This is a genomic window from Ensifer sp. VA4 (assembly GCF_055710065.1).
On record NZ_JBVQPO010000007.1, the window covers coordinates 295,391 to 318,168 of the forward strand.

Below are 22,778 nucleotides of genomic sequence, written 5' to 3' on the forward strand. Positions count from 1 at the left end.
ACGGCACCTTGCGCGTCCGGGAGGCGCGGTGCCGCAGGAAAGGCGAATGGGAGGATCGCCGGCCATGGCCGGCGACCCTTGTCGAGCGACTCAGATGCCGATATCGCTGATGTTGCCTAAAGTGTTGTCGAAATTGTCGAGAACATTCGAGACCGCCGTGGTGTTGGTCGTCGTGGTGGTTTCCGAGATCGGGTTCGAATGAACCAGAGCGGCGGAAATATCGCCACCGAGGGCCGCATTGCCGTTGCCGCCGGCACCGCCCATGCCTGCAATGATCGTTCCATGCTGGTCGGCAACGAGTGTATTGGTCTGGGTGGCGGTGGTATCCGCACCCATGCCCACGACGTTGCCGCCACTCGAATTGCTCTGGTCGCCACTCGAGGTCGGGTTCCCGCCTGCGCCGCCGGTGCCGGTATTGGTGAGGGCTGCAAGCACGGCGATCGGCACCTGAACGAGGCCGCCGCCATTGGCGTCGCCGGTTCCCCAGGCCGCGCCCTGCCCAACAATGTCGCCATTGAAGACCGTGGGGTCTGCGCCATCGACGGTCTGTGTGCTGGCGAGAGTGGCGACTGGACTGTAGAAGATATCGCCGTTGTTGGTGCCGTCGCCACCGTTACCTGCATTCGCGTCGCCCGCAGTGGGATTGGCCAGGTTAATCGTGTCTGATGTCACTTGCGTAATAGGCATAGCGTCTCTCCTCTACTCGTTGCCCCGTAGTGTTGGACGGTTCGATGCCACAGCACACCGCCACGGGCGGGGGTCAGCGCAAATTATGGTGCGCGCGATCATCGAGGCGAACCAGCCGGATATTCGGAGACGTTCCTTTGGGTAGGGTCTGCCCGCGCTTCAGGCTTCGGCCGGCGTCAAGTGTTCCGGCGGCGCACGGTTATCAACTATAATGATGATGGTAATGGCGGCAGAACGTCAGGTATCCGCGACGCCAGGGCGTTTTCTGGGCTTGATATGTGGCGGGATCAGCCGTGCAGGACGTCGTCGATCAGGGCGGCATTGGTATCGACAATGTTGCCTTCGCCGCCGGCTCCCCCGATGCCGCCGATCTGCAGCGTATGCTGGTCGACGAGCAGGTGGTTGAGCTGGTCCGCCTCGGCGACGCCGCCCGCGGGCACGGCGATGTTGATCGGATGGAAGTAGCCGATGTTGACGTCGACGGTGCTGCCGTTCGAATAGCCGTCACCGCCGCCGCCAGCGACCCCGCCTCCGGTAAAGATCGTGTCCGAGGAGAGGTTGAAACCGCCGCCCTTGCCGCCGACTCCGGCAATCTGCACGCCGCCTTGGTCGAAGATCACGTTGTTCGTCTGCGTGGCTTGGGCATCACCGCCGGCGGCGCCGACAGCGATGTTGATCGGCGAGAACACAGCGACGTTTACGTCGACCATGCTGCCGATGAAAGTGCCGTCGCCGCCGTGGCCCGCATAGTTGTCGCCATTGAAGATGAACGTCGCGCCCTGCGGAGCCGGGCCGGTATTGCCGGCAACGTTATGGTCCCCGCCGGCGCCGCCAACGCCGCCGATCTGGGTGGCGCCCTGGAGGAAGGCGGCATTGTTTGTCTGCCCGGCCGAAGCGCTCGCGCCTGGACCGGCCGCCACCGCCAGGTTCAACGGCGCAAACACGGCGGTGTCGGTGCTGACGAGGCCGCCAAAGAAGGTGCCGTCGCCGCCACCGCCGGCCACGCTGCCGCTGCCATGGCCACTGGCCACGTTACCGTTCCCGCCTTCGCCACCGATGCCCGCCATCTCGGTGACGTGCTGGTTTATCAAGGCGTTGTTGCCCTGGTGCGCGTCGGCGTCCGTATGCGGACCGGCGATTGCCGCGTTCGACGGCGTGAACATCGCCAACGTGTTGCTGCCGATCGTGCCCAGGCTGGTGCCGTCGCCACCACTTCCAGCGGAGTTCTGCGTCGGCGCTATGTCGAGCGGAAGCCACGTCGGAACCAGCGCGAGATGTCCGCCGGCGACCGTGCTCTGATTGGAGTTCGCGTTCGGTGCCTCTTCCGACAAAAGACGAGTTTCCGCCATCGCCATGACTCCCATAGACCCGATCCCTCGCAACACGATCATGCGACGTGTGCGAGCACGCATCGCGAGCTATTTTGAAGGCGGTTGCGGCAAAAGGTGAGCCTGCAATTCGGCTACGCCCGTTCGGGGAGGGTGTTAGCCGATCGGCTAATAGCGGCCCAGTCCCCGAGCACCGCAATGCAAGTTTCATTTCGACAGGGTCGCGCGCATCTGCCGCGGCGACTGGCCGAAGGTCTTGGCAAATGTCCTGGAGAAGTGCCCCGCGCTCTCGAAGCCGACTTCGAGGGCGATTTCAATGAGCGAAGCATCGGTCTGGGTGAGAAGATGCTTGGCGCGTTCCAGCCGGAACTTCCTGTAGACGTGCGCGGGCGACATCTTCGCCTTTTCCATGAACAGGCGCTCGAGTTGCCGCCGCGACAGGCCGACGGAGGCCGCCAGCTCCGGGATCGAGATCGTGTTCTCGGTATTCTGCTCCATGATGATGAGGGCAGCGTTCAGGCGCGGGTCGTTGCTCTCGATCGCGAGCGGCTTTCTCGGCTGCACATGAAGATGCGAGCGGGCCTTGTCGATCTGCAGGACCTCGAGCGCGTTGCGCTCTGCCTCCCTGCTGATGTGGAGGCGCACGATATGGGCCGCCATGTCGGCCGCACTGCTGCCGCCGGCGCAGGACCCGCGGGTGCGGTCGAGATTGAAGAGGCGGTCCGAGCGAACCTTCAGATCCGGGAAGCGCTCGCGGAACGCCTGGTAGTGGAGCCAGCTGACACAAACGACGTGCCCTGCCATCAGCCCCGCCTCCGCCAGGATGAAGGTCCCGGTGCACAGGCCGATCAACGGCACTTTCTTCGCGGCTGCTTTCTTCAGGAAAGCGATGGTCTCGTCATCGATCGGATGTTCGTTCTTGAGAAGGCCGCCGACCATCACGATGTAGTCGAACTGGCCGGGGTCGACGAGACCAGACGTCGGCGCCACCTGAACCCCGCAACTGGATGCGATCAGGTGGCGGGTATTGCCGAGGACCTGCCAGTCGGCGCGCACGCGGCCCGATTTGTCGAGCTCGTCGCTTGCCAGCCGAAGCGTATCAATGAAGAGAGCGAAGGCCGAGAGTGTGAACGATCGTGCGAGCACGAAGCCGATCTTGAGACGATTGGCTGCGGCATCGTTGGATTTCGTGTTCATCGTCATTGAGAACCCACTTTCAATTGCTCCTGCCCGTCACGGCCGAGACACCTCCCGAGGATCGTGGCGCAACGTCGCAAGAGCGGCGACAATCACGTTTCGCCGACCAGGATCCGATCCGTTATCCTATCTGAAATCCGCGTGCCAGAGCATCACAATCATCCATGAAGATCAGCCGGGACCCATGGTTCCATCTTTTTTAAGTCGCGTGAGGCTGTTGCTCATCGCGGGATGAAGCAGACCTCCGCCGGGCACCATGGCGCAAGAGGCTACTTGACTATACCCGCGCGCTGCTCGCCGCCGGCCTCGACCCCGATCCCGACGTCCAGGCCGCCATCGTGCCGCACGTCTTCAGCGCGCATCTTGAGGCGCGCACATTCATAGGATACCCGCATGACCAAGCAAGCATTCGTTGCCCAAGGATTCGGGCGGCGCAAAGGAGACGCTGGAGGCTTATCTGCAGGTTGCCAAGGAGGTCGATGGTTTCGAGGTCTATTCCTGTCCCGACCATCTCGTGCTCTGCGCGCTGCAGAACGGTGCGGCCGACCGCATTTCAGGCCCCGGCAACGCCATACCGCAGGTGCTTGCGGGCATCCTGAAGGCCTTCAATACGGGCGAGATCGATGAAGCCGAAAAGCAGCAGGCGATCTTCGCCGCTTTCCGCACAGACCTCTATGCGCTCGGCTTCGCCCCGGCCATGGTCAAGCGCGCGCTCTTCCTGCAGGCCCCCCCCGTCGGTGCGGGCCGCCAGCCTGCCCTGCTTCCGAACGCAGAGCAGGACGGCCAGATCGTGGCAATCCTCCGGAAATACGAACGTCCAAGGTGACGTTCCTCCGCGTCCGGATCGGTGAGGAAGGCGCTTCAGGCGCGGGCTATTGCAGAAGCTGGTTGAACAGTTTTCCCAAGGTGCCGCTTTCCTCCGCAGGCTGCTCCGCTTCGGCGGCCGGCTGCTGGTCGGGCTGTTGCACTGCCGGTGCCGGTTGTTCGGCGGCGACGTCGGGTGTCACCGCTTGCTCTTCAGCCGGCGGCGCGGGCGGCGTCTCGCCGCCCTCGGTCGCCTTGCCACCGATGATCTCTTCGATGGAGAGCTGATCCCCTCCGTCTTTCGGTGATTTGCCGATCGCGCCGCCGATGATGTCGCGGATGGATCCGGCCTTCCCGCCGCCGGAGAGAAGCTCGTCGAGCTTCAGCTTTTCGGTGGGCAGTCCCAGCTTCTTCAGCGCCGACAGTGCGGCGTCCGGGTTCTTCAACAGGCCTGAGAGATCGGGATAAATGCGCGGAGCAGCAAAGGAACCCTCGATCATCACAGGAACGCCGATGCCCTCGGTCGCGATATCGGCGCCTTGGCCTTCCAGCGAGGCGACGACGCGCGGATCCAGGCGGAAGTTCAGCTGGTCGTTCGGAAGGTTTGCCTCACCGCTGCCGCTCATACGCACCAGCGGGCCGATGAGCTTGATATCTTCGGTGCGCGCGACGCCGTTCTCGATGGCGAAGGATGCTCCGAGTTCGGTAAAGCCGGTTGCGTTGTTTTCGTTCTGCTTGAAGCCCGACGACATCAGGCCGACGAGGTTGCTGTAGACATCGGCGACGTCGATGCCCCGGACAGCACCGTCGGAGAAGCGGACGTTCGCGGATCCCTGAAGCGCACGCTTGAGCGCTCCAGTTGTCGCGCCCGCGCCGGCGATATCGAACTGGGCCTGCAGTGCGCCTTCGAGATGCTTGAAATTCGCAAGGTCGATCAGCAGCGGGGCGGCCGAAGCGCCGGCAATCGAGGCCTTCAAGGCGATCGACGCCTCTTCTGCGGTGCCATCAGCCTTGAGGTTCGCGGCCATCCGGCCGCCATAGAACGGACTTTCAGGCAGGTCGAGGCTGGCCACACCCTCGGAGATCACCAGAGTGGTTGCCACCGGTCCGGCAAAGACGCGGCCATATCCGAGCCTCTCGGCATCGACCTTGATGGACGCATCGATCGTTCGAAGCGACGACAGGTCCAGCGGCGCGTCGGGAACTGGGCTGCCGGCTTTGCCCTTCGGTTGCGGCGATGCTGGTCGGGCACCGGCAAGACGCGCCAGGTCCAGTTCGGCGAAATGGAGCGCACTGGCTAACTTGAGCGGGGTACCCAGTTCGACGGAACCGTTGCCGGTCCCTTCGACTCCATTGACCGAAAGAGTGGCTTTTTGAAACGCGACGCCGGAGGCGCTGGCGTTGACCTCGCCCTTGAAGGCGAATTGCTTCACGCTGTCGCCGCCGCCCTGGCCGATCCAAGCCAGAAGCGCGCGCATATCGGCTGCCGCGAAATTCACCTTCCCGGCATAGCTGCCTGTGACGGCCGCCTTGCCGTCAAGCGAGAGTGTCGCTTCCGGCATGCGCAGGTCGAGCTTCAAGGGCAGCTCACTTGGAACCGAGCCCGAGAGCAGGTCGCGGACAGGCAGCCGTAAATCGGCATCGGCCGCTTTCCCCCGCCAGACCAGATTGCCGGACAGGAGCACCGGCTTGGTAAGATCGTCGATCTTGACTGCCAGCTTCCTGATTTTCACCTCGCTCATCGACGGGTCACTGATGCCTGGCGCTACGAAGGTGGCATCGCGCAGGCTGGCGGTGCCGTTGACATTGACGGTCTTCCGGAATGTGTTTCCGCCGAGGCCGCGGAACGCGAACCCGGTATCCATCGCAAGCGTGCCGGACAGTGGAACCGATTGGCCGGCGAGGCTCGCGAGCTTCGAGATGTCAAGCCCCTTGCTTGCGACGCGGCCCTTGAACGTCGGCTCGCCCTTGCGGACGTCGGCGGTGATCTCGGCCGAAATGCCGCCGGCGTCTATACCAAGATGTTCAAGCCGGGTCGTGAGCACTCCATCCTTCAGCGTCGCCGTCAGCGCTACATCAGCGGCGGAAATATCGTTGACGGAAATGGCGCCCACATTGACGCTGACATCGGCATCAAAACCGGCGAGTGCCTGCAAGCCGGCCGAAGGCGACTGCTTCTCCGATTGCTCCGCGGATTTGGACGACCCCGAGGCGCTGGTTTCGACAAAGGCGCTGAAATCCAGTTGATCGGCACTGAGATCGGCCAAAAATCGCGGCCGATCGCCGGGAATGAACAGCGCATCGAGGCTGAGCTCTTCGTCTCCGACAAGCAGTTTGCCGCCGCGGATCTGGTAGCTGCCATTGCTGTTGAGTGCCACTTGCCCGGTGGCCTTGAGTTCGGTCAGGCCGGGTGCAAGCACGGGATCGGCTTCCACCGAGAGGCTGAGATCGGCCGGCTTGCGCTCGAGCAATGGGCGCAGCGGGGAGACGGAGAGCGCGATCCGATAGCGCCGGTCCTCGAGCCGGGCACCGGCCGACAGCGAAAGTTCGCCGTCGATGTCAGGGGCCTGGAGTGTCACGTCGAGATCACTGACGACCTCATTCGCCCCGCCGCCATTCACCTGTCTCAGCGTGCCTTCGGTGATCGATATCGTATCGATCGCGCTTCGTTCGAGGAAGGCGATCAGGGCGGCAAGCGGATCATTCGGCTTTGCCGTGCCATTGCCGCCGCCGTCGTCTTGCGCGGCCGCTGCGTCTACTGATTTCTGCCGTATCACCACGACCGGCTGCGTGAGCCTGACTTCCTTGACGTGCAAGCGGTCCGACCAAAGCGAGGAGAGTGTCACCGAGCTGGCAACTTCGCCGATTTCGGCCGTCACGCCAGCGCCTTCCGCGTCGAGCGAAACGTTCTCGGCCACAACTGCCAAATGAGGGATGACGGAAAGCCGGACGGGACCCTTCAGTTCGATCGTGCTGCCCGTCGCGCTCGAGAGCTGTCGGCTGAGTTCGGCACGCATCCAGTCGCTGGAAACGAAGCTCGGCAGGACAATGAGAGAGACGACGACGAGAACCCCGAGCGCCAGCAGGCCGAGAAAGAAACGCCGCATGTGTCTCTCCGTTGCGAAAGCGATTGATTCGGTATCGTTTTCCACGGCGGCGCGTTTTGCAACTCCTGCGGTGTTCACCTGGAAGCCGCGGGACTTTCTGCCCCTGCGGTGACGTCCGTGTTCGCCTTCGTATCGCTGTTCGTCGTCGATACGTTCCGAACTGCCGCCACGCATGTTCGCGGGCGATGCACGAGCGTCACCAGCACGAAGGACAGGATCATCAGGAGGTACCAGGCGCCGAGCTTCTGGAGTGATACCGGGGTCCAGCCATCGTGCTGCGAAGGATAGATCCAGGCGCGCGACCAGGTGCCGATATTTTCCGCAAACCAGATGAACAGGGCGACCAGCAGAAATCCGAGAAGCAACGGCATGCGGTGCCGAAACCGGAAGACGCGGTAGTGCACTGTGGTGCGGAAGTACAGTGCCGCGGTGATCGCAAACAGCGCGTAGCGCAGGTCGACGATGAAGTGGTGCGTAAAGAAATTGGCATAGATTGCCAAGGCGAGCAGCACCGTCGCCCGGAGCGACGGATAGCTGCCATAGCGCATGTCGAGGATGCGGGTCACGCGGGCGAGATAGGAGCCGACGGCGGCATACATGAAACCTGAGAACAGGGGCACGCCACCGATGCGGAAGAAGCTTGGCTCCGGGTAGATCCACGACCCGACCGAGGTCTTGAAGATCTCCATCACCGTGCCGACGACGTGGAAGATCAGAATGACCTTGGCCTCGGCAATGGTCTCGAGCTTGAAGACGAGCAGACAAACCTGGATGGCAAGGGCGGCGAGGAAAAGGAAATCATAGCGGGCGATGCCCATCTCCTCCGGCCAGAACAATTTCGTCGCGAGCATCAGGGCGAGCATGGCACCGCCGAAAAGGCAGGCGAAGGCCTGCTTGATGCCGAACACCAGGAACTCCGTCAGACCGCCGAGGAGGCCGCTCGCAGGAAGTCGATCGAGAAGGCGATGCGCCACAGCGTCAATGCGCGCTTCCCGGCTCGTGAAACGCCTGCCATCCGACATTTGAGCCACCGTTTTCGCCTCCGCTTCGCCCGTTGGAGACGCGATGGCGGGACATTACGGTTGAATTATGGATGGACGACAACTGGCAGGTGGATGGACATGCGGGCGCCGCCTTGCGACACCGGGCTCATTCTATCTTGCGGCAGCGCCTGCGGGCCAGTGGCTTCAACGTGGGAAGGAATAGCGCTCGACGATTGCCCAGATTTCCTTGTTGACCCCCTGGAGCTGCTCGATGACGTCGTTGATCCGGGAGATCTCGGCATCGTTGATCTGCTCGATCTTGCCGTACTTGATCGTGTCCTTGCTGTCGAAAATCGCCATCAGCTGGGTGCTTGCTAGGTCTCCGGTCTCGTCGAAGGAATAGATGCAGTGGCTGTACTTGTTGCGAAGCTTCGCCTGCCGAGCGAGCTGTTGCGTCAGCGCGAGAATTTCCTGCCGTTGGTTCGCCGGCGTCTTGTTTGTCTTGGCCAATCGCTCGACGAGCTCGATGCGAGCCCGCGTCGTGTTCAGCGTTAGGAAGATGACGATCGCGGTTTCCTTGTCCACCCGCGCGAGGCCGGCGATCAGATAGATGAGCAGGCTTTCCGTGTTGGTCCAGGTGTAGTTGAGTTGCCCGATCAGGAGAAGGATGTCGTGAAATCTCGCCATTGGGGCCCTGCCAAAACCTTGCTGTCCAAGAACCATTACGTTCCAGAATAGCGCATTCCCGTTTTCAGTAAATTCTTCCAATGGGACGATGCGGCGCACGCATACGGTGCCGGCTCGGTCGCGTGCAATGACTCCGTTTAAAAGCTACTTCTAATAGGTAATACCTTGGGCGGACCGAGAGCAACGGTCGCGCTACCCCGGCGAGGCTAACTCGAAGTGGCAGCTTACAACACATGTCTGTTTGCGACAGACTGCTGGCGCAACCGGAGAGCAGGATGCACTCAGGCCTTTGAGGGCTGGACACTGCACCGAAATGGAAAATGCCCTTTTTAGAACCTGATCAGCTCTTCTCGACCAAGTGGGAGAGAGAGCAGCTCTATTTAAGTTGATTGCAAATTATTGACATACGGGCGCGCAAGCGCCTCGGAGGATCCAAACTTTCATCAAAACCAACCGCAGCCCGCTGATGGCCCAAATCCGCGTAAGAGAAGAATGCGGTTCGGCTACGGCGGCCTCAACTTGAGGTGATCGTTATGAGCAAGGACAAGAATTTCCTGTTCCCATGGGACCCGAGCCAGGATCAGAGCCAGGACCAGGATCAGGGTCAAGGCCAGGGACAAGGACAACTGCAGGCTGAGCTCCAGGGCCAGCTCCAGGGTCAGGGTCAGGGACAAGGCCAGGGACAAGGACAGGATCAGGGCCAGGGACAAGGTCAGGATCAGGGCCAAGGACAGGGCCAAGGCCAGTCGCAGTACAGCGAATCCTACAACGGCAACGCCAACGGCAATGCCAACGGCAACGGCAATGCCAACGGTAACGCCAATGGCAACGGCAACGGCAATCTCAACCTGAACGGTAACGGCAACCTGAATGCCAACGGCAACCTGAACGCCAACCTCAATGAAAATACGTCGAACACCCATGTCGACGTCGACAGCAAGACCAAGGTGGACGTCGACGTCGATATCGACCTCGATGGTTACAAGCCGTCTGACGATGACTTCAACGACATCGACCACTCGACGATCAACGGCATGGCGAGCACGAGCTTCAAGGACATCTTGAATGACTCGCTCAATGGCAACAACAACGTGGCCAACGTCTTCAGCCAGAACGCCATCATGTCGGATGACGACAACGCTGATAACATCAACAACAGCGGACAGCTGTACCAGAACGGCAGCGCCTGGGGTGGCACCGCCACGTCTGGCGACGGTATTCAATCCGGAGCTGACGGCGGCGTAGGCGGAAGCAATGCCTCTGCCAATGGTGGCGACGGCGGCGGCGGCGGTCACACGATCGGTGGCTTTGCAGCTGGCGGTGAGGGGGACGGCGGCGATTCCGACAACGATGGCGACGCAACCGGCGGGCACGGCCTTGGCGGTATCGCAGCCAGCGTCGGCGTCGGTGCGGACGGCACGAGCGGTGACGCCAACGGTGGTGCTGCCACGGGCGGTGCCGGTGGCGCAGGCGCCGCAGGTCTCGGTCTCGGCCTCGGTCTTGGCGTCGGCCTGGGGGTCGGTGCCGCAGCCGGCGGCGAAGGCGGTGATACCACTGCCGGAAACGGTGGGGAGTCGGGTGACGTCGAAAGCGACGAAGCCAACGCCTCGGATGCTGGCGACGGCGGGGATGCCGGTGGGTTCGTGCTTCCGATCCTCAATTTCGGTGGCGACGGTGGCGACAACGACGGTGGCAACAGCGTAGCACTGGGGCAGACCGGTGACGCCGGCGGTGGCAGCTCAGGCAATGCCGGCAATGGCGGCAACGGCTTTGGCGCAGGCTTCGGTGCCGGCGGCGGCTTTGGCGCAGGTGCTGGCTACGGTGGCGACGGCGGTGCCGGCGGCGGTGCCAGCGCGAACGGCGGAGCCACTGGTGCTGCCACAGGCGGTGACGGAACCGGTGGCGCAGCGGCTGGTGGCCATGGCCTCGGCGGTCTTGCCCTCACGGGCTCGTGGGCCAGTGGCGGTGAAGGCGGTGCGGCCTCTGGTGGCGACGCCTGGGGCGGCGACGGCGGTGCCGGCGGCAACGGCGGCTTCGCGACCAACGGCGATGGCGGCGCGGGCGGCAATGCGGGCACCTGGGGTTCCTTCAACGGCGGCGACTCCGTGGTCGAGGGGCTCTCCCAGGCGACGGCAGATGCCACGATCGACACCAATGCCTTCAACCAGCAGATCGTGCTCGGTGCGAACCTGCAGGGCAATACGATCGACATGACGGTCGTCGGTGGCGACTACCATGCCGACGTGATCGGTCACGACGACAACGCCTGATCGTGAGGTGACGCGGCCGGTTCCAACGGTTCGCAATCGGTTTCAAACAGGGCTGCGCGGGTTCCCGCGCAGCCCGTCATGACCCGATCCGCTAAGGGCCACTACCGGCAACAAAGAGGAGACACTAACCATGTACTCCGCGAAAATCTCCGAAACCATCGCCCATTTCATCGGTCTTTTCCAAGTCTCGATCGAAGATGCTCGCCTACGCGAAGCGCATGAGAAGTTCGACCCGGAACGCGACGTTCACAAGGATCCCAAGGATATCGAGACCGCGCCCGTCAAGGCGCAGGCTCCCTACAATCTCGACGACTTCAGTCCCGACGTTCCCTACCGTCCGCTCGACACTGACATCTCTGGGCCTGTTCCGGACGGATATGCCGGACTGCCCTTTCCGGAGCCCCCGCTCACGGAAGGCGTGATTGGCCGCGGCGACGTTGAAGGTGTCGCGCAAACCTCGTCCTTCAAGGCGTCTTATGTCGGTGCGCCGCACACCATCAATCCCCCGGGGTCGGTGGCGGTCTACAGCCAGCAGACCATCGAGCTCTCGGATAACGATTTCGTCGACATGGGTGGGCACGGATTGAAATCCGGCCTGCATATCGACGACAGCGCGACGATGGCTCAGCTCATCGACGCCGCGCAGCAGGTTTCGCCGCTAGGCCCCGTGGACGTTGCCGGCTCCGATGCAACGATCGCCAGCCTGGTTACGACGACGGCCGCGACGCTTGATGCCTATTCTCCCGACGATACGGGACAGGTGGATGGGTTTGCTGCCAGCCAATTCGTCGCCAAAGGCGACACGCTTGAAGGCATCCATGTGAACGGGGAACTCGTCGAGAAGGCGCCCGTTCTCAAGGATCATCTGCCAAACCCCGACGAACCGTCGAACGAACCCGATGTGCCTGAACTGACGAACAGCCCGAAGGAGGCCAGTGGCGCTGTCGCGCACGGCGAGGGTCCTGTTCCAGTCGCAGCTTCGGTTGAACTGGAGGCCGGTAGCAACACGCTGGTCAACGAGGTCGTCATTTCAGGCAATTGGCTGCAAGCGAATGTCCTTGCGGCTGCCGGCGATCACGTCCAGCACAACGCCATCATCCAGACCAATGTCTATGCCGACAGTGACGCCGTGGGCGCCACGCTCACCGGTGGGGAGCTTGCGGCGGAAAAGCAGACCGAGGCGCTCAATATCGCATCGTTCAAGCATGTCGAGCCAACGGAAACCGCACACAACGAGACGAACGCTTTTCCCAAGGCTTGGGCCATCACCGAAATCAAGGGTGACCTGATGATGGTGAACTGGCACCAACAATTCACTTTCATGTCCGACAACGACACGGCGATCCTGGCCGCCTCCGGCTCCAAGCTGTCGATCATCGCCGGCGACAACACCGCCGCCAACCAGCTCTCGGTTTTGGAGCTGGGATATCGCTTCGATCTCGTCTTCGTCGGCGGAAACGTCTTCGACGCCAACATCATCCAGCAGACCAACATCCTGCTCGACAACGATTTCATCGGGGCTGTCGGCGGTTTCCATATGAGCGGCCACGGGTCCGTTTCGGCCGGCGGCAACCTTTTGTGGAACTATGCCAGCATCGTTGAAGCCGGTGGTGCGGGTCCGGTGAACCCGATGCCCGAAAGCTACCTGTCGGCCCTGCAAGATCTTTCCGAAGGAAAGAACCCGTCGTCGAAAGACTTCATGCACGATTCTGCCTTTGCCGGATTGTTGGGCCTGAGGGTGCTTTATATTTCCGGCGACCTCGTCAGCCTCAACTACATTCAGCAGACCAATATTCTGGGCGACAGCGACCAGGTGACGCTGGCCATGAACGCGCTGACGGAGCGTCCGGATGCGGACTGGACCATTGCGACAGGCAAGAATGCCCTGATGAACTACGCCGGCATCGTCGACGTGGATACCGGCAAGACCGTCTATGCCGGTGGAGACGTCTATTCGGACGAAGTCCTTTTTCAGGCCGAATTGATCAAGGACGACCCCTACCTTGCCGGCCAGGATCCCGATGCGCTCGTCAGCGAGGCGGTGGTATTTCTCGGCGACGACATGCTGGCGCCGGATCAAGGGCCCCAGTCGCCCGATCACGAGCCGCCCGGTCACCAGAAGAACGGCTACAAGGACCACGAGGCGCGGAATAACGGGCAATCCGATCATGGGCCGGCAGATCACGGACCGCATTCGATCGACACGACAGACGCCGATCCGATGCAAAGTATGCTGGCCTGAAGGGAACGTGGGAGGAGACCATGACCGACAACCGCGCGCCAGCCCGGCCGCCGTTTGCAGGCGATCATACAGACGCCTCGCCGGCCGCCGGCGCGGGCGGGCAGCCGGAAAAGCCGGATGCGGAAATCGTGAAGAACGAATTCCTCCGCAAGCTTGACCATCAGGAGAACATTGTCGATCGAGCTGTCAAGGAGATCGACGGGGTGGCGGACCAATTGCGACGAGCGGCGGCGACCGGTGTCAACGAAAACGAGTACCGGACCAATTCCGCTGCCCCACCCGTTCCGGGGCCAAGTGGCACGACAGCAGGCACGGCGCCGACGAGCAACGTCACACAGCGGACATGGCCCCCGAAAACCGAGAACCCGGCCAAGATGGAAACCCTATCCGAACTGCGCAACAGGATGTCGGCCGAACAGCAACGTGCGCCGGTGGAGCAAAAGCCTGAGCCCCACGTCGAGAAGCCGATCGTCTGGCCGACGGCCGAAATGAAGGACAAGGGTTCGCCGCCGGGCATGGTCGTGATCGATGGCGATCGCGGACCGATCAAGGCGGAGGCCCGACCACCCGGCAAGGGCGGCGGTTCCCCCAACGGGACAGGCGGTGGGGGAGGCGGGGGCGCCTTTCACAAACGCCTCGGGCCAGTCGATTTCTCCGCCAGCCTGCGGGCCGGTCTCAAGGCGATCAGGCAGAACCTGATGATCGTGATGGTGTTCACGATCGCCACCAACGTCCTCGTGCTCGCGATCCCCGTCTATCTCTTCCAGATTTCGGATCGGGTTCTCACCAGCCGCTCGCTCGACACGCTGGTAATGCTGACGATCATCATCGTCGGCGCGGTCGCCCTGCAGACGGTTTTCGACGCCATTCGACGCATGATCCTGATGCGGACGGCGGTGGAGGTCGCCGCTCAGCTCGGCGCGCCGATCCTGAGTGCGGCGGCGAGGGCGGCGCTGCACAGCAATGGACGCGAATATCAGACGCTTGGCGACCTGCAGCAGCTGCGTTCGTTCCTGGTGTCGGGCACGTTGCTTTCCTTCCTCGACGCACCGATCGCACCGCTCTTCCTCGTGGCCGTGTTCCTCATTCATCCGCATCTTGGCGCGATTGTGGTTACGTCGGCATTTCTTCTTCTCATCGTCACGGTCATGAACCAGAGGGCGACTGCCCGTGCCTTCGGCGAAGCCACCAATTTCCAGACCAGGGCGAACCTGCATCTCGATTCGATGTCGCGCAACTCGCAGATCATCAATGCGCTTGCGATGATCCCCGAGGCCGTGCACATCTGGGGCAAGGACATGGCCGGCTCGCTCAAGGCGCAGGTCTTGGCGCAGGACCGCAACATCGCCTTCGCCTCGCTCTCCAAGGCCGTGCGGCTTTTGACCCAGGTGACGATGCTCGGCTGGGGCGCCCATCTCGCCATCAATGGCGCGCTCACGGGCGGGATGGTGATCGCGGCCTCAATCATCGCCGGCCGCGCGCTTGGGCCGATCGAAGGGGCAATCGAGGGGTGGAGTCAGGTTATCCAGTCGCGTGCCGCCTATTCGCGCATCGCCTCGCTGCTCCAGAGTTCGCCGCTCAATTTCGAGCGGTTGAAGCTGCCGCGTCCCGAAGGACGCCTCGACGTCGAACGTCTGCTCTTCGTTCCACAAGGCACCAAGCGTGTCGTGCTCAACGGCATCACCTTCGCACTCGAGCCGGGCGACTCGCTTGCCGTGATCGGCAGTTCCGGTGCGGGCAAGACGACACTCGGCAAGATGCTGGTCGGCTCGATCCTGCCGACATCCGGCAACGTCCGGCTCGATCTCATGGATTTGAGGAACTGGGATCAGCGTCAGTTCGGTGAAAGCATCGGCTATCTGCCGCAGGACGTGCAGCTCTTCCCGGGGACGATCAAGGCCAATATCGCCCGCATGCGCGAAGATGCGACAGACGCGGAGATCTATGCCGCCGCCAAGCTTGCGGACGTTCACGACATGATCGCCATGCTGCCGCACGGATACGAGACCGTGGTGGCGGCCGATGGTTCGCCCTTGTCGGGCGGCCAGAAGCAGCGCGTCGCACTCGCCCGTGCCTTCTTCGGCAATCCGCGCATGGTGGTGCTCGACGAGCCCAATTCCAATCTGGACACGGCCGGCGAAGCGGCGCTCACACGGGCGCTCGCCCATGCAAAGCGCGAAAAAATCACGGTCATTACCATCACCCAGAGGCCCGCGCTTCTCAACAGCGTCGACAAGGTCCTGCTGCTGGTGAACGGCGCGGTGGCGCTCTTCGGCATGCGGCAGGACGTTCTCAAGGCCCTTGCTCAGCGCGGCGTGAATACCGAAGGCAACCCGCTCGACCAGAACCAGCTTCCGTAGGCGACCATGACGGACACAGCCAAAGTTCAGGACCTGACATGGTACGCGGAGGTTCCGCGATCCATCTGGCAACACACGCTGATCGGCTTCGTGCTGATCGGTGTCACATTCGGCGGCTTCGGTGCCTGGGCCTTCACCGCACCATTGGCGGCGGCGATCATCGCGCAGGGCAGTTTCGTCGCTACCGGCCAGAACAAGGTGATCCAGCATTTCGAAGGCGGGATCATCAAGGAAATCCTGGTCAGCGAGGGCGATCATGTCACGGCGGACCAGCCGCTGGTCCGTCTCGACGAGACGGCCGCGCTCGCCAACGAGCGCCAGTTCTTCCTGCGACGGGCAAGGCTTGAGGCGATCGTCGCCCGCCTCAGTGCGCAGGCGCATGGCCTCAAGGAGATCGCATTGCCCGATGTTCTGACATCGCATCTGAACGATGATCCGGAAATCGCGCCGATCGTGCAAAGCCAGCAGCTCAATTTCCAGACTTGGAGAAGCAAGCTCGATAGCGACATCGGCCTGCTGAAACGCAACATCGAGAGCCTGGAATTCCGGTCCGAAGGCTTCCAGGAGCAGTTGAAGGCGGTTCGTGAGCAGCGCGCGCTTCTCAACGAGGAATACGCCGGCAAGAAAGTGCTGCTGGCGAAAGACCTGATCCGCAAGACGGAGATCAAGACCATCCAGCGGGCGATCGCCGATGCCGAAGGCCAGATCGGCCGACTGATGTCGGAAGTCTCCGAAACGGGTGCACAGATCCTGAAGCAGGAGCAGCAAGTCAACCAGACGGAAGAGAGCTACAAGGAGGCGGCGCTCGACGAGTTGCAGAAAGCTGAAGCCGAACTGGACACAGTGCGCGAGCAGTTGCGCGGGGCTACCAATGTGCTGCGCCGTGCCACGATCAACGCCCCGGTGACCGGTACGGTCATCAGGATGCATTATCACACATCAGGCGGCGTCATCGAAAGCGGCAAGCCGATCATGGAAATCCTGCCGGCCGACGTGCCTCTCATCATCGAGGCGCAGGTGCTGCGCACCGAGATCGACAATATCAAGGTCGGCGAGAAGGCAACCGTGCGACTGACGGCGCTGAATCAACGCACGACGCCAGTTCTCAACGGGCAGGTCTTCTATGTGTCTGCCGACGCCTTGCCCGTGCAGACGCAGGACGGGACGCGCGAGGTTTACCTCGCCCGTGTCAGCCTGCCGGCCAGTGAACTCGCACGGGTCCATAACTTTGCCGTGACGCCGGGCATGCCGGCCGAAATCCTCATCCAGACGGCCGAGCGGACCTTCTTCGATTATCTTACGAAACCGATCCGCGATAGCATGGCCCGCGCCTTCATGGAAAACTGATCGGGGCCTTTCGACGCTCGTTCGGAGCGTGCCAATCGCTTGGGACCCTCACGCTGGATTGCTGACGGAACGGGGGAGGAGCCTGTTCCCCTCTGAGCTTCAATTCGCCGCGAAGCAATAGAAGAGGCCCTCGCCACCCGTACCCTTGAAGGCTTCGACGGCGCAGCCTCCGCGCGTCACATGCGAGGCGTTCCAGGATTTCGCTTCGGCGGAATCGTTCAGGCCCATACGGTCGCTGTGGCCGACGATCGCCGCCCCGTCCGCGCCGCCCATCGTCCAGTTGCCGCAGGTGTCCGCTGCCGCGGTGCCATCCGGTTTGGAGCCGGTCAGAATGTCATGGCGGTTGGGTGTGTCGCCACGCCCGTTGATGACCTCGCCCTTCTCGTTGAGCGCGGTCTGTTTGGTGAGGTTGTTCTTGTCGCTGTGGAGGGAGGCAACGTCGTCGGCGATCTTCTCGCCCTTGGCATTGTACCATGGGCCCTTGCCGATCCGGTCCTTGGCATTTTCGCTGTCGGTGGACAGATAGGCTTTCCACGTCTTGCCGGTCGATCCGGCCGCTTTTGCCAGGGTGTCGCAGTAGGCGTCAGCGCCCGCGAGACCGCCAAGATCACCGCCCTTTCCGGGGTTCACGCTGGTGACGAAGAAACTCATGCTGTTGTCCTGAGCATGGGCTGCTCCGGAGCAGGCCAGGACGAATGCGAGAACTGCAAGTCGGCTTCTCATGGATCTCTCTCCCATCGGTTTCAGGAAAGCCTAATGGGCGTGCTTGGCCGAGTAAAATCGAATTGGCGTGATGAAGGGACGCGCGCGGGTCATCGGGCAACGGGCAAGGCACCCGTTGCGCGCAGGACGCATGGCTGGCTTGCGAAATCCCCGCTACGATTTCGGCGCGATCGCTATATATTCAAAAACATCGAAGCGATGCTCCTCCTCCCGCAGAGCTTCGACAGGCGAACGACTTTCTCCTCCTCCCAAAGGTCGTTTGCGAGATCAGCGCCACTCCTCCTCCCAGGCTGCTGATCAATCTTTCAAGAGCCTGCCGCTCCTCCCGCGGCGGGCTCTTTTGTTTTTTGCCGGATGGAAACCTCAGCCTTCGCACATGCACCGGCAGCGACGGCGGGTGTATGGCGCGCTCAAACTCTGCGGAACAAAGCGCCGGCTGGACGGTTAAATCCGAAGGAGGTTCCAATGGCTATCCGGCACTTGAAAACCCATGTGGAACTGAAATCACCGCGATGGGCGTTTCACCACGGCGCCGGGCGTATCCGGCGGGCAGAAGGCGGTGATGCGGGCGGCCGAGCGACGGCGGAAGAACCGCGGGCGCAGGTTGTCGACGCGGGCGACGGCGGTCTGGTAGCCCCCGATCTCGATGCCACCCTTGAACCCGATCGCAGCCACCAACCGTCTCCGCACGACTACAGCCGTCCGGCGGTCAAGCTTGGCAAGCTGGTTTCTGTCCAGGATATGCGTGACGAGGACTGCTCCGGCGGGCCGGTCTGGTTGGCCGTGCTCGGCGATAATACCAGCGACGCGATGCGACAGTTCATCGGCCTGGTGCTCGCCTTCATCTTCCTGTCAGCAGTCTTCTTCTGGTTCCTGACATAGGGCGATGAAAGCGTGCGGGCGACATTGCCCGATCTCTGCAGTGCCGCGACGGTTGACGAGGGAAGGCCGAACCCTAGATAACCGGCGACACCCCGCCCTTCCAACGCCAGCGAGCTCATCATGTACTATAGAACCTTCGGCCGCAGCGGCCTTCGCATATCCGAAATCGGCTATGGTGCCTGGGGCATCGGCAAGAGCCATTGGCGGGGCGCGAGCGACGACGAATCCGCCCGGGCCCTGAACCGCGCAGTCGATCTGGGCGTGAACTTCATCGACACCGCACTCGGCTACGGCCAGGGGCACAGCGAGAAGCTGATCGGGGCTTTGCTGCGTGAGCGGTCGGAGACGATCCATGTCGCCACCAAGATTCCACCGAAGAACATGCAATGGCCTGCCCGCGCCGGCACGCCGGCAGAGCAGACCTTTCCTGCCGATCATGTGATCGCCTGTACCGAGATGAGCTTGCGCAATCTCGGTGTCGAGACGATTGACGTCCAGCAGTTCCATGTCTGGTCCGATGAATGGGTCGGCCGTGGCGACTGGCTGGAGGGGGTCGAGCGCCTGAAGCGCGACGGCAAGATCCGCTACTTCGGCGTCTCGATCAACGACTATGAGCCCGACAATGCCCTGAGGCTGATCGAGACCGGCGTGGTCGACAGCGTGCAGGTGATCTACAACATCTTCGAGCAGGCGCCGGAGGAAAAGCTGCTGCCCGCATGCCTCGAACACAAGGTCGGCGTCATCGTCCGCGTGGCGCTGGACGAAGGCGGCCTGACCGGCCAGATCCGCGCCGACACCGTCTTCCCCGAAGGGGATTTTCGCGAGGCCTACTTCCGGGGCGAGCGCAAGCGCGAGGTGGAGGAGCGCACGCAGAAGATCGTCGAAGACCTGGAGATCGCGCCCGATGCGCTCGCCGAAACGGCGCTGCGCTTCGTTCTCAGCCACCCCGCGGTATCGACCGTCATTCCCGGCATGCGCTCGGTGCGCAATGTCGAGCGCAACTGCGCCATCGGCGACGGCTTGGGCTTGCCGGATGCTCAGCGCGCAAAGCTGAGCGCCCATCGCTGGCGGCGCAACTTCTACCGGGATTGAGCGGCCTGTTTCGCCCGCTTAGCCTGGAGAATTGGCCCTGCAGCTGGATCGATCTTGGTTGGGCTTGCCGATTTCTCGTCGCACCTGCGCGCAACTCGACCGCCTGCACCGTTCTCGCGCGCCCTATCGGGACACGACGCCGCCTGCGCGATATGCTGAAGGCATGAGGCTTGCGGATTTACCGGAATGAGCTCTGGCCATCGCGAGGGAGCCGCATCGGCCGTGCTCCGTTGGAGGAAAGGCAATGTCGGAAACAGTCAATGTCCGCTACATGGTCGACGACGTAGAGGCGGCGATCGCGTGGTACACGACCCATCTCGGCTTTTCGGTTCTGTCGAGTCATGCGCCGGCCTTCGCGGATGTCCGGCGCGGTGCACTGCGGCTCCTGCTCAGCGGGCCGACGAGTTCGGCGGGCAGGCCGATGCCGGATGGCCAGAAGCCGGGGCCCGGCGGCTGGAGCCGCATCCATCTGATCGTCGATGACCTCAAGGCCGAAGTGGAACGGCTGCGCCACGCCGGCGTCACGTTTCGCAATGACATCGTCACCGGTCCCGGAGGGGCGCAGATCCTGCTGGTCGACCCCTCCGGAAATGTCGTCGAACTGTTTCAGCCAGCGGGCCGATGACTTTCGCGCCCTACAGCGCCGCGCGTCTTATCAGACGCCACACTACACGACAGTTAAGGGGTGAGAACGGTTTGCGATGGCATGATGGATGATTCTACCTCTCACAGTGGGATCATCGATGTCAGGACATTTCGCAACCGTTCTCGCCGGAACGCTATCGCGGCCGTTTGGACTGAGCAACAGCCGTTTGGAGACGTTGGGTTCGTTGATTTCGGGCTGCATTGTCAGCCGTACCGTCAACCTCTCGCATATTGCCGGGCCTGTTCCAGGACCGGCGCAGATCGCCTCGCGTTACCGTCGCCTGCAGCGCTTCTTCCAGCACGTCTGCCTTGACGGTGGCGATGTGGCGCGGACCATCGTCGCCCTGTTGGGGCTCAGGCCGCCCTTCACCCTTTGTCTCGATCGCACCAACTGGCAGATCGGCAAAACCGACGTCAACATTCTGGTTCTGGCGATCGTCGGCAAGAGGCAGCGTGTGCCGCTGCTGTGGACGCTGCTGGACGGATGTGGCCCGTCCGATACCGTCGAGCGGATCGCACTTGTCGACCGCTTCTGCGACCTGTTCGGCCGCGAGGCGATTGCCATGCTGATTGCCGACCGCGAGTTCATCGGCGCGCAATGGTTTGATTTTCTTGTCGAAAAGGACATTCCTTTCGTCATTCGCGTCAAGCAGAACCTTTCCGTCGTGCTCGCCGGCGGCGGGCGCACCAGTGTCGCCACGCTGTTTTCGCGCCGGCTCTGGCGTGGCCGCGAGGCCTGCATCGGTCTGCGCTTCGACGGGATGCAATCCGCATCGGCAAACCGCTTCGCACTGTCGGCAAGAACCATCAAAAACGGCGAGCGGCTGGTGCTCGCCACCAACCGCGATCCCCGCCGGGCCGCCGGCATCTACCGGCGACGATGGCAGATCGAATGCCTCTTTGCCGACACCAAGACGCGCGGGCTTAATCTCGAAGACACCCGCTTGCGCAACCCGAAAAAACTCTTCCTGCTCGTCGCCGTCGTGGCGCTGGCCATCGCCTGCGTCCACCTGGCCAGCCGCAAAGTCCAGGGGCGGACCGGCATCAAAAGAGCAGCGCACGGCTATCGTCGGAAATCCACCTTCCGCACCGGCTTCGACGCCCTGCGCACCTGGATCCAGATGCCCGCGCACGAACTCCAACACCTCTGCCGAATCCTGCAAAACGCCCTCAAAAGCAAAAGAGTCGTGTAGTGTGATCAGACGCGCAAAGGGCGCTGTAGGACTTTGATTTGCTGCATGTCTTCGTCCTTAAATCGAGGTCGATTTAAGGAGACATGCAGTAGGCACGTTCGTCGATGCCACGCGTACCGCTGGGGCGCGAGAGGTGGGGCGGGTCTCAGCCGGCGCTGGTGTCGACCACTTCGAAATCGTGCGTGATCGTCGCGGTCTTGGCGAGCATGGCCGAGGCCGAGCAGTATTTTTCGATCGAGAGCGAGATCGCGCGTTCGACCTTGTTGACCGCCAGCCCGCGCCCCTTGACGATGAAGTGCATGTGAATGCGGGTGAAGACGCGGGGTTCGGTCTCGGCGCGATCCGCATCGAGTTCCACGACGCAGTCCTCGACCGGCTCGCGGCCCTTTTGGAGGATATGGACGACATCATAGGCCGAGCAGCCGCCCGTGCCGATCAGCACCATCTCCATGGGGCTCGGCCCCGGTGTGCGCCCCTCTTCACCGAAGGCGGTTCCCAATACGACTTTGTGGCCGCTTCCAGACTCTCCGACGAAGGTCCGGTCTTCCACCCATTTGACGCGTGCTTTCATGTGTCTCGTCCCGTTGCAGCAAATGCCCGGATCATGGACCAGGAGGTCGATGATCCCCAGTTCACATAACGTCTCGAAGGGTTTTCGCAAATGGCCCGCCTCCGCTAAAATGGAGCCTGTGTTCATTTGCACGCGAAACAGGGCGAGGATCAGTGGGATGAACGAGACGACCGGAAAATCGGCTGACAGTTCCGGCGCGGTGGTCCATCCGCCGATCGCCTGGGTGTTGGCGGTTGGTGGCGGCTTCGTGCTTGACCGCCTCTACCCGCTGCCGTTCGTGCCCGACGCGGTGCCCGGTGTTGTGGTCGGTGGCATCGTCTTTGTCGCCGGTCTGGCGCTGCTGGTCTGGTCAGCCGTGACCTTCGGCCGGGCGGGAACCCAGATCCAGATCGACCGGCCGACCACCACGATCGTTGAATCCGGGCCTTACCGCTTTACGCGCAACCCGATCTATACGGGCATGTTCCTCGGCTTGATCGGCTTTTCCATCGTCTTCGACAGCCTGTGGCTGCTGATCCTGCTGGTCCCCTTCTACCTTGTCATCCGCTATGGCGTTGTCGCCCGCGAGGAAGCCTATCTCGAGCGTAAGTTCGGTGACGTCTATCGCGCTTACAAGGGACGCGTCAGGCGCTGGCTCTAGATCACGACGATCAGTGAAGC

General features: G+C 62.4%; 17 protein-coding genes and 1 pseudogene. 10 read left to right on the plus strand and 8 right to left on the minus strand.

The genetic code is table 11. From position 1 onward, the window contains the following. Nucleotides 1–90: 90 nt before the first annotated feature. The 3 genes from AC0C6X_RS14755 to AC0C6X_RS14765 form a co-directional block, all read right to left on the minus strand. Nucleotides 91–687: a PE-PGRS family protein gene (locus AC0C6X_RS14755; protein ID WP_173518963.1), complete on the minus strand. Its 597-nt coding sequence runs from the start codon at nucleotides 685–687 to the stop codon at nucleotides 91–93. 287 nt (nucleotides 688–974) lie between these two features. Next, entirely contained in the window at nucleotides 975–2,036 is a 1,062-nt protein-coding gene (locus AC0C6X_RS14760) for a hypothetical protein (RefSeq protein WP_173520137.1), read from the minus strand. A gap of 186 nt (nucleotides 2,037–2,222) precedes the next feature. Beyond that, entirely contained in the window at nucleotides 2,223–3,212 is a 990-nt protein-coding gene (locus tag AC0C6X_RS14765; RefSeq protein WP_173520136.1) for a GlxA family transcriptional regulator, read from the minus strand. Between the two features lie 418 nt (nucleotides 3,213–3,630). Between AC0C6X_RS14765 and AC0C6X_RS14770 the strand changes: the two are divergent. Further along, a pseudogene (locus tag AC0C6X_RS14770) lies at nucleotides 3,631–4,038 on the plus strand (dihydrodipicolinate synthase family protein); the annotation flags it as partial. A gap of 46 nt (nucleotides 4,039–4,084) precedes the next feature. Here the strand turns inward: AC0C6X_RS14770 and AC0C6X_RS14775 are convergent. From AC0C6X_RS14775 to AC0C6X_RS14785, 3 genes are all read right to left on the minus strand, one after another. Continuing rightward, nucleotides 4,085–7,123, minus strand: a complete 3,039-nt coding sequence (locus AC0C6X_RS14775; RefSeq protein WP_173518961.1) for an AsmA family protein — start codon at nucleotides 7,121–7,123, stop codon at nucleotides 4,085–4,087. 74 nt (nucleotides 7,124–7,197) lie between these two features. Beyond that, complete coding sequence (locus tag AC0C6X_RS14780) at nucleotides 7,198–8,145, minus strand: DUF817 domain-containing protein (RefSeq protein WP_472953757.1); 948 nt, start codon at nucleotides 8,143–8,145, stop codon at nucleotides 7,198–7,200. A 165-nt stretch (nucleotides 8,146–8,310) separates the two neighbouring features. Further along, nucleotides 8,311–8,793, minus strand: coding sequence for a hypothetical protein (locus AC0C6X_RS14785; protein WP_173518959.1), 483 nt, complete (start codon nucleotides 8,791–8,793; stop codon nucleotides 8,311–8,313). Between the two features lie 533 nt (nucleotides 8,794–9,326). Here AC0C6X_RS14785 and AC0C6X_RS14790 point away from each other — a divergent pair. The 4 genes from AC0C6X_RS14790 to AC0C6X_RS14805 all read left to right on the plus strand — a co-directional run bounded on the left by AC0C6X_RS14790 (nucleotide 9,327) and on the right by AC0C6X_RS14805 (nucleotide 17,012). After that, nucleotides 9,327–11,063 carry a hypothetical protein gene (locus AC0C6X_RS14790; RefSeq protein ID WP_173518958.1) on the plus strand — a complete coding sequence of 579 codons (1,737 nt, stop codon included), beginning with the start codon at nucleotides 9,327–9,329 and terminating at the stop codon, nucleotides 11,061–11,063. A gap of 130 nt (nucleotides 11,064–11,193) precedes the next feature. Then, nucleotides 11,194–13,305 carry a type I secretion protein gene (locus AC0C6X_RS14795; RefSeq protein ID WP_173518957.1) on the plus strand — a complete coding sequence of 704 codons (2,112 nt, stop codon included), beginning with the start codon at nucleotides 11,194–11,196 and terminating at the stop codon, nucleotides 13,303–13,305. A gap of 20 nt (nucleotides 13,306–13,325) precedes the next feature. Next, nucleotides 13,326–15,665, plus strand: a complete 2,340-nt coding sequence (locus tag AC0C6X_RS14800) for a type I secretion system permease/ATPase (protein WP_472953760.1) — start codon at nucleotides 13,326–13,328, stop codon at nucleotides 15,663–15,665. 6 nt (nucleotides 15,666–15,671) lie between these two features. Continuing rightward, nucleotides 15,672–17,012 (plus strand): HlyD family type I secretion periplasmic adaptor subunit, encoded by a 1,341-nt coding sequence (locus tag AC0C6X_RS14805; RefSeq protein WP_173518955.1) that lies wholly within the window; start codon nucleotides 15,672–15,674, stop codon nucleotides 17,010–17,012. A 99-nt stretch (nucleotides 17,013–17,111) separates the two neighbouring features. On the opposite strand, the gene AC0C6X_RS14810 is transcribed toward AC0C6X_RS14805, so the two are convergent. Continuing rightward, nucleotides 17,112–17,735, minus strand: coding sequence for a hypothetical protein (locus tag AC0C6X_RS14810; RefSeq protein ID WP_472953763.1), 624 nt, complete (start codon nucleotides 17,733–17,735; stop codon nucleotides 17,112–17,114). 465 nt (nucleotides 17,736–18,200) lie between these two features. Between AC0C6X_RS14810 and AC0C6X_RS14815 the strand changes: the two genes are divergently transcribed. The 4 genes from AC0C6X_RS14815 (at nucleotide 18,201) to AC0C6X_RS14830 (ending at nucleotide 21,547) form a co-directional block, all read left to right on the plus strand. Next, a complete protein-coding gene (locus AC0C6X_RS14815) occupies nucleotides 18,201–18,617 on the plus strand; it encodes a hypothetical protein (protein WP_247958754.1) in 417 nt (138 codons plus the stop codon). Between the two features lie 120 nt (nucleotides 18,618–18,737). Beyond that, nucleotides 18,738–19,709: an aldo/keto reductase gene (locus AC0C6X_RS14820; protein WP_173518952.1), complete on the plus strand. Its 972-nt coding sequence runs from the start codon at nucleotides 18,738–18,740 to the stop codon at nucleotides 19,707–19,709. Between the two features lie 244 nt (nucleotides 19,710–19,953). Further along, entirely contained in the window at nucleotides 19,954–20,334 is a 381-nt protein-coding gene (locus AC0C6X_RS14825) for a VOC family protein (protein ID WP_173518951.1), read from the plus strand. A gap of 118 nt (nucleotides 20,335–20,452) precedes the next feature. Continuing rightward, a complete protein-coding gene (locus AC0C6X_RS14830; protein WP_472953765.1) occupies nucleotides 20,453–21,547 on the plus strand; it encodes an IS4 family transposase in 1,095 nt (364 codons plus the stop codon). Between the two features lie 145 nt (nucleotides 21,548–21,692). Here the strand turns inward: AC0C6X_RS14830 and AC0C6X_RS14835 are convergent, their stop codons facing one another. Beyond that, the gene (locus AC0C6X_RS14835; RefSeq protein ID WP_173518950.1) at nucleotides 21,693–22,118 is read right to left on the minus strand and encodes an OsmC family protein; all 426 of its coding nucleotides are present in this window, start codon (nucleotides 22,116–22,118) and stop codon (nucleotides 21,693–21,695) included. A gap of 157 nt (nucleotides 22,119–22,275) precedes the next feature. Here AC0C6X_RS14835 and AC0C6X_RS14840 point away from each other — a divergent pair, with 157 nt between their 5' ends. After that, nucleotides 22,276–22,758: a methyltransferase family protein gene (locus AC0C6X_RS14840; protein WP_173518949.1), complete on the plus strand. Its 483-nt coding sequence runs from the start codon at nucleotides 22,276–22,278 to the stop codon at nucleotides 22,756–22,758. Nucleotides 22,759–22,778 lie beyond the last annotated feature (20 nt).

Bases quoted from the DNA above. Each gene is read 5' to 3' on its own strand.
- AC0C6X_RS14755 (WP_173518963.1), bottom strand. From the start codon at position 687: ATGCCTATTACGCAAGTGACATCAGACACGATTAACCTGGCCAATCCC.
- AC0C6X_RS14760 (WP_173520137.1), bottom strand. From the start codon at position 2,036: ATGGCGGAAACTCGTCTTTTGTCGGAAGAGGCACCGAACGCGAACTCC.
- AC0C6X_RS14765 (WP_173520136.1), bottom strand. From the start codon at position 3,212: ATGAACACGAAATCCAACGATGCCGCAGCCAATCGTCTCAAGATCGGC.
- AC0C6X_RS14775 (WP_173518961.1), bottom strand. From the start codon at position 7,123: ATGCGGCGTTTCTTTCTCGGCCTGCTGGCGCTCGGGGTTCTCGTCGTC.
- AC0C6X_RS14780 (WP_472953757.1), bottom strand. From the start codon at position 8,145: ATGTCGGATGGCAGGCGTTTCACGAGCCGGGAAGCGCGCATTGACGCT.
- AC0C6X_RS14785 (WP_173518959.1), bottom strand. From the start codon at position 8,793: ATGGCGAGATTTCACGACATCCTTCTCCTGATCGGGCAACTCAACTAC.
- AC0C6X_RS14790 (WP_173518958.1), top strand. From the start codon at position 9,327: ATGAGCAAGGACAAGAATTTCCTGTTCCCATGGGACCCGAGCCAGGAT.
- AC0C6X_RS14795 (WP_173518957.1), top strand. From the start codon at position 11,194: ATGTACTCCGCGAAAATCTCCGAAACCATCGCCCATTTCATCGGTCTT.
- AC0C6X_RS14800 (WP_472953760.1), top strand. From the start codon at position 13,326: ATGACCGACAACCGCGCGCCAGCCCGGCCGCCGTTTGCAGGCGATCAT.
- AC0C6X_RS14805 (WP_173518955.1), top strand. From the start codon at position 15,672: ATGACGGACACAGCCAAAGTTCAGGACCTGACATGGTACGCGGAGGTT.
- AC0C6X_RS14810 (WP_472953763.1), bottom strand. From the start codon at position 17,735: ATGAGAAGCCGACTTGCAGTTCTCGCATTCGTCCTGGCCTGCTCCGGA.
- AC0C6X_RS14815 (WP_247958754.1), top strand. From the start codon at position 18,201: ATGGCTATCCGGCACTTGAAAACCCATGTGGAACTGAAATCACCGCGA.
- AC0C6X_RS14820 (WP_173518952.1), top strand. From the start codon at position 18,738: ATGTACTATAGAACCTTCGGCCGCAGCGGCCTTCGCATATCCGAAATC.
- AC0C6X_RS14825 (WP_173518951.1), top strand. From the start codon at position 19,954: ATGTCGGAAACAGTCAATGTCCGCTACATGGTCGACGACGTAGAGGCG.
- AC0C6X_RS14830 (WP_472953765.1), top strand. From the start codon at position 20,453: ATGTCAGGACATTTCGCAACCGTTCTCGCCGGAACGCTATCGCGGCCG.
- AC0C6X_RS14835 (WP_173518950.1), bottom strand. From the start codon at position 22,118: ATGAAAGCACGCGTCAAATGGGTGGAAGACCGGACCTTCGTCGGAGAG.
- AC0C6X_RS14840 (WP_173518949.1), top strand. From the start codon at position 22,276: ATGAACGAGACGACCGGAAAATCGGCTGACAGTTCCGGCGCGGTGGTC.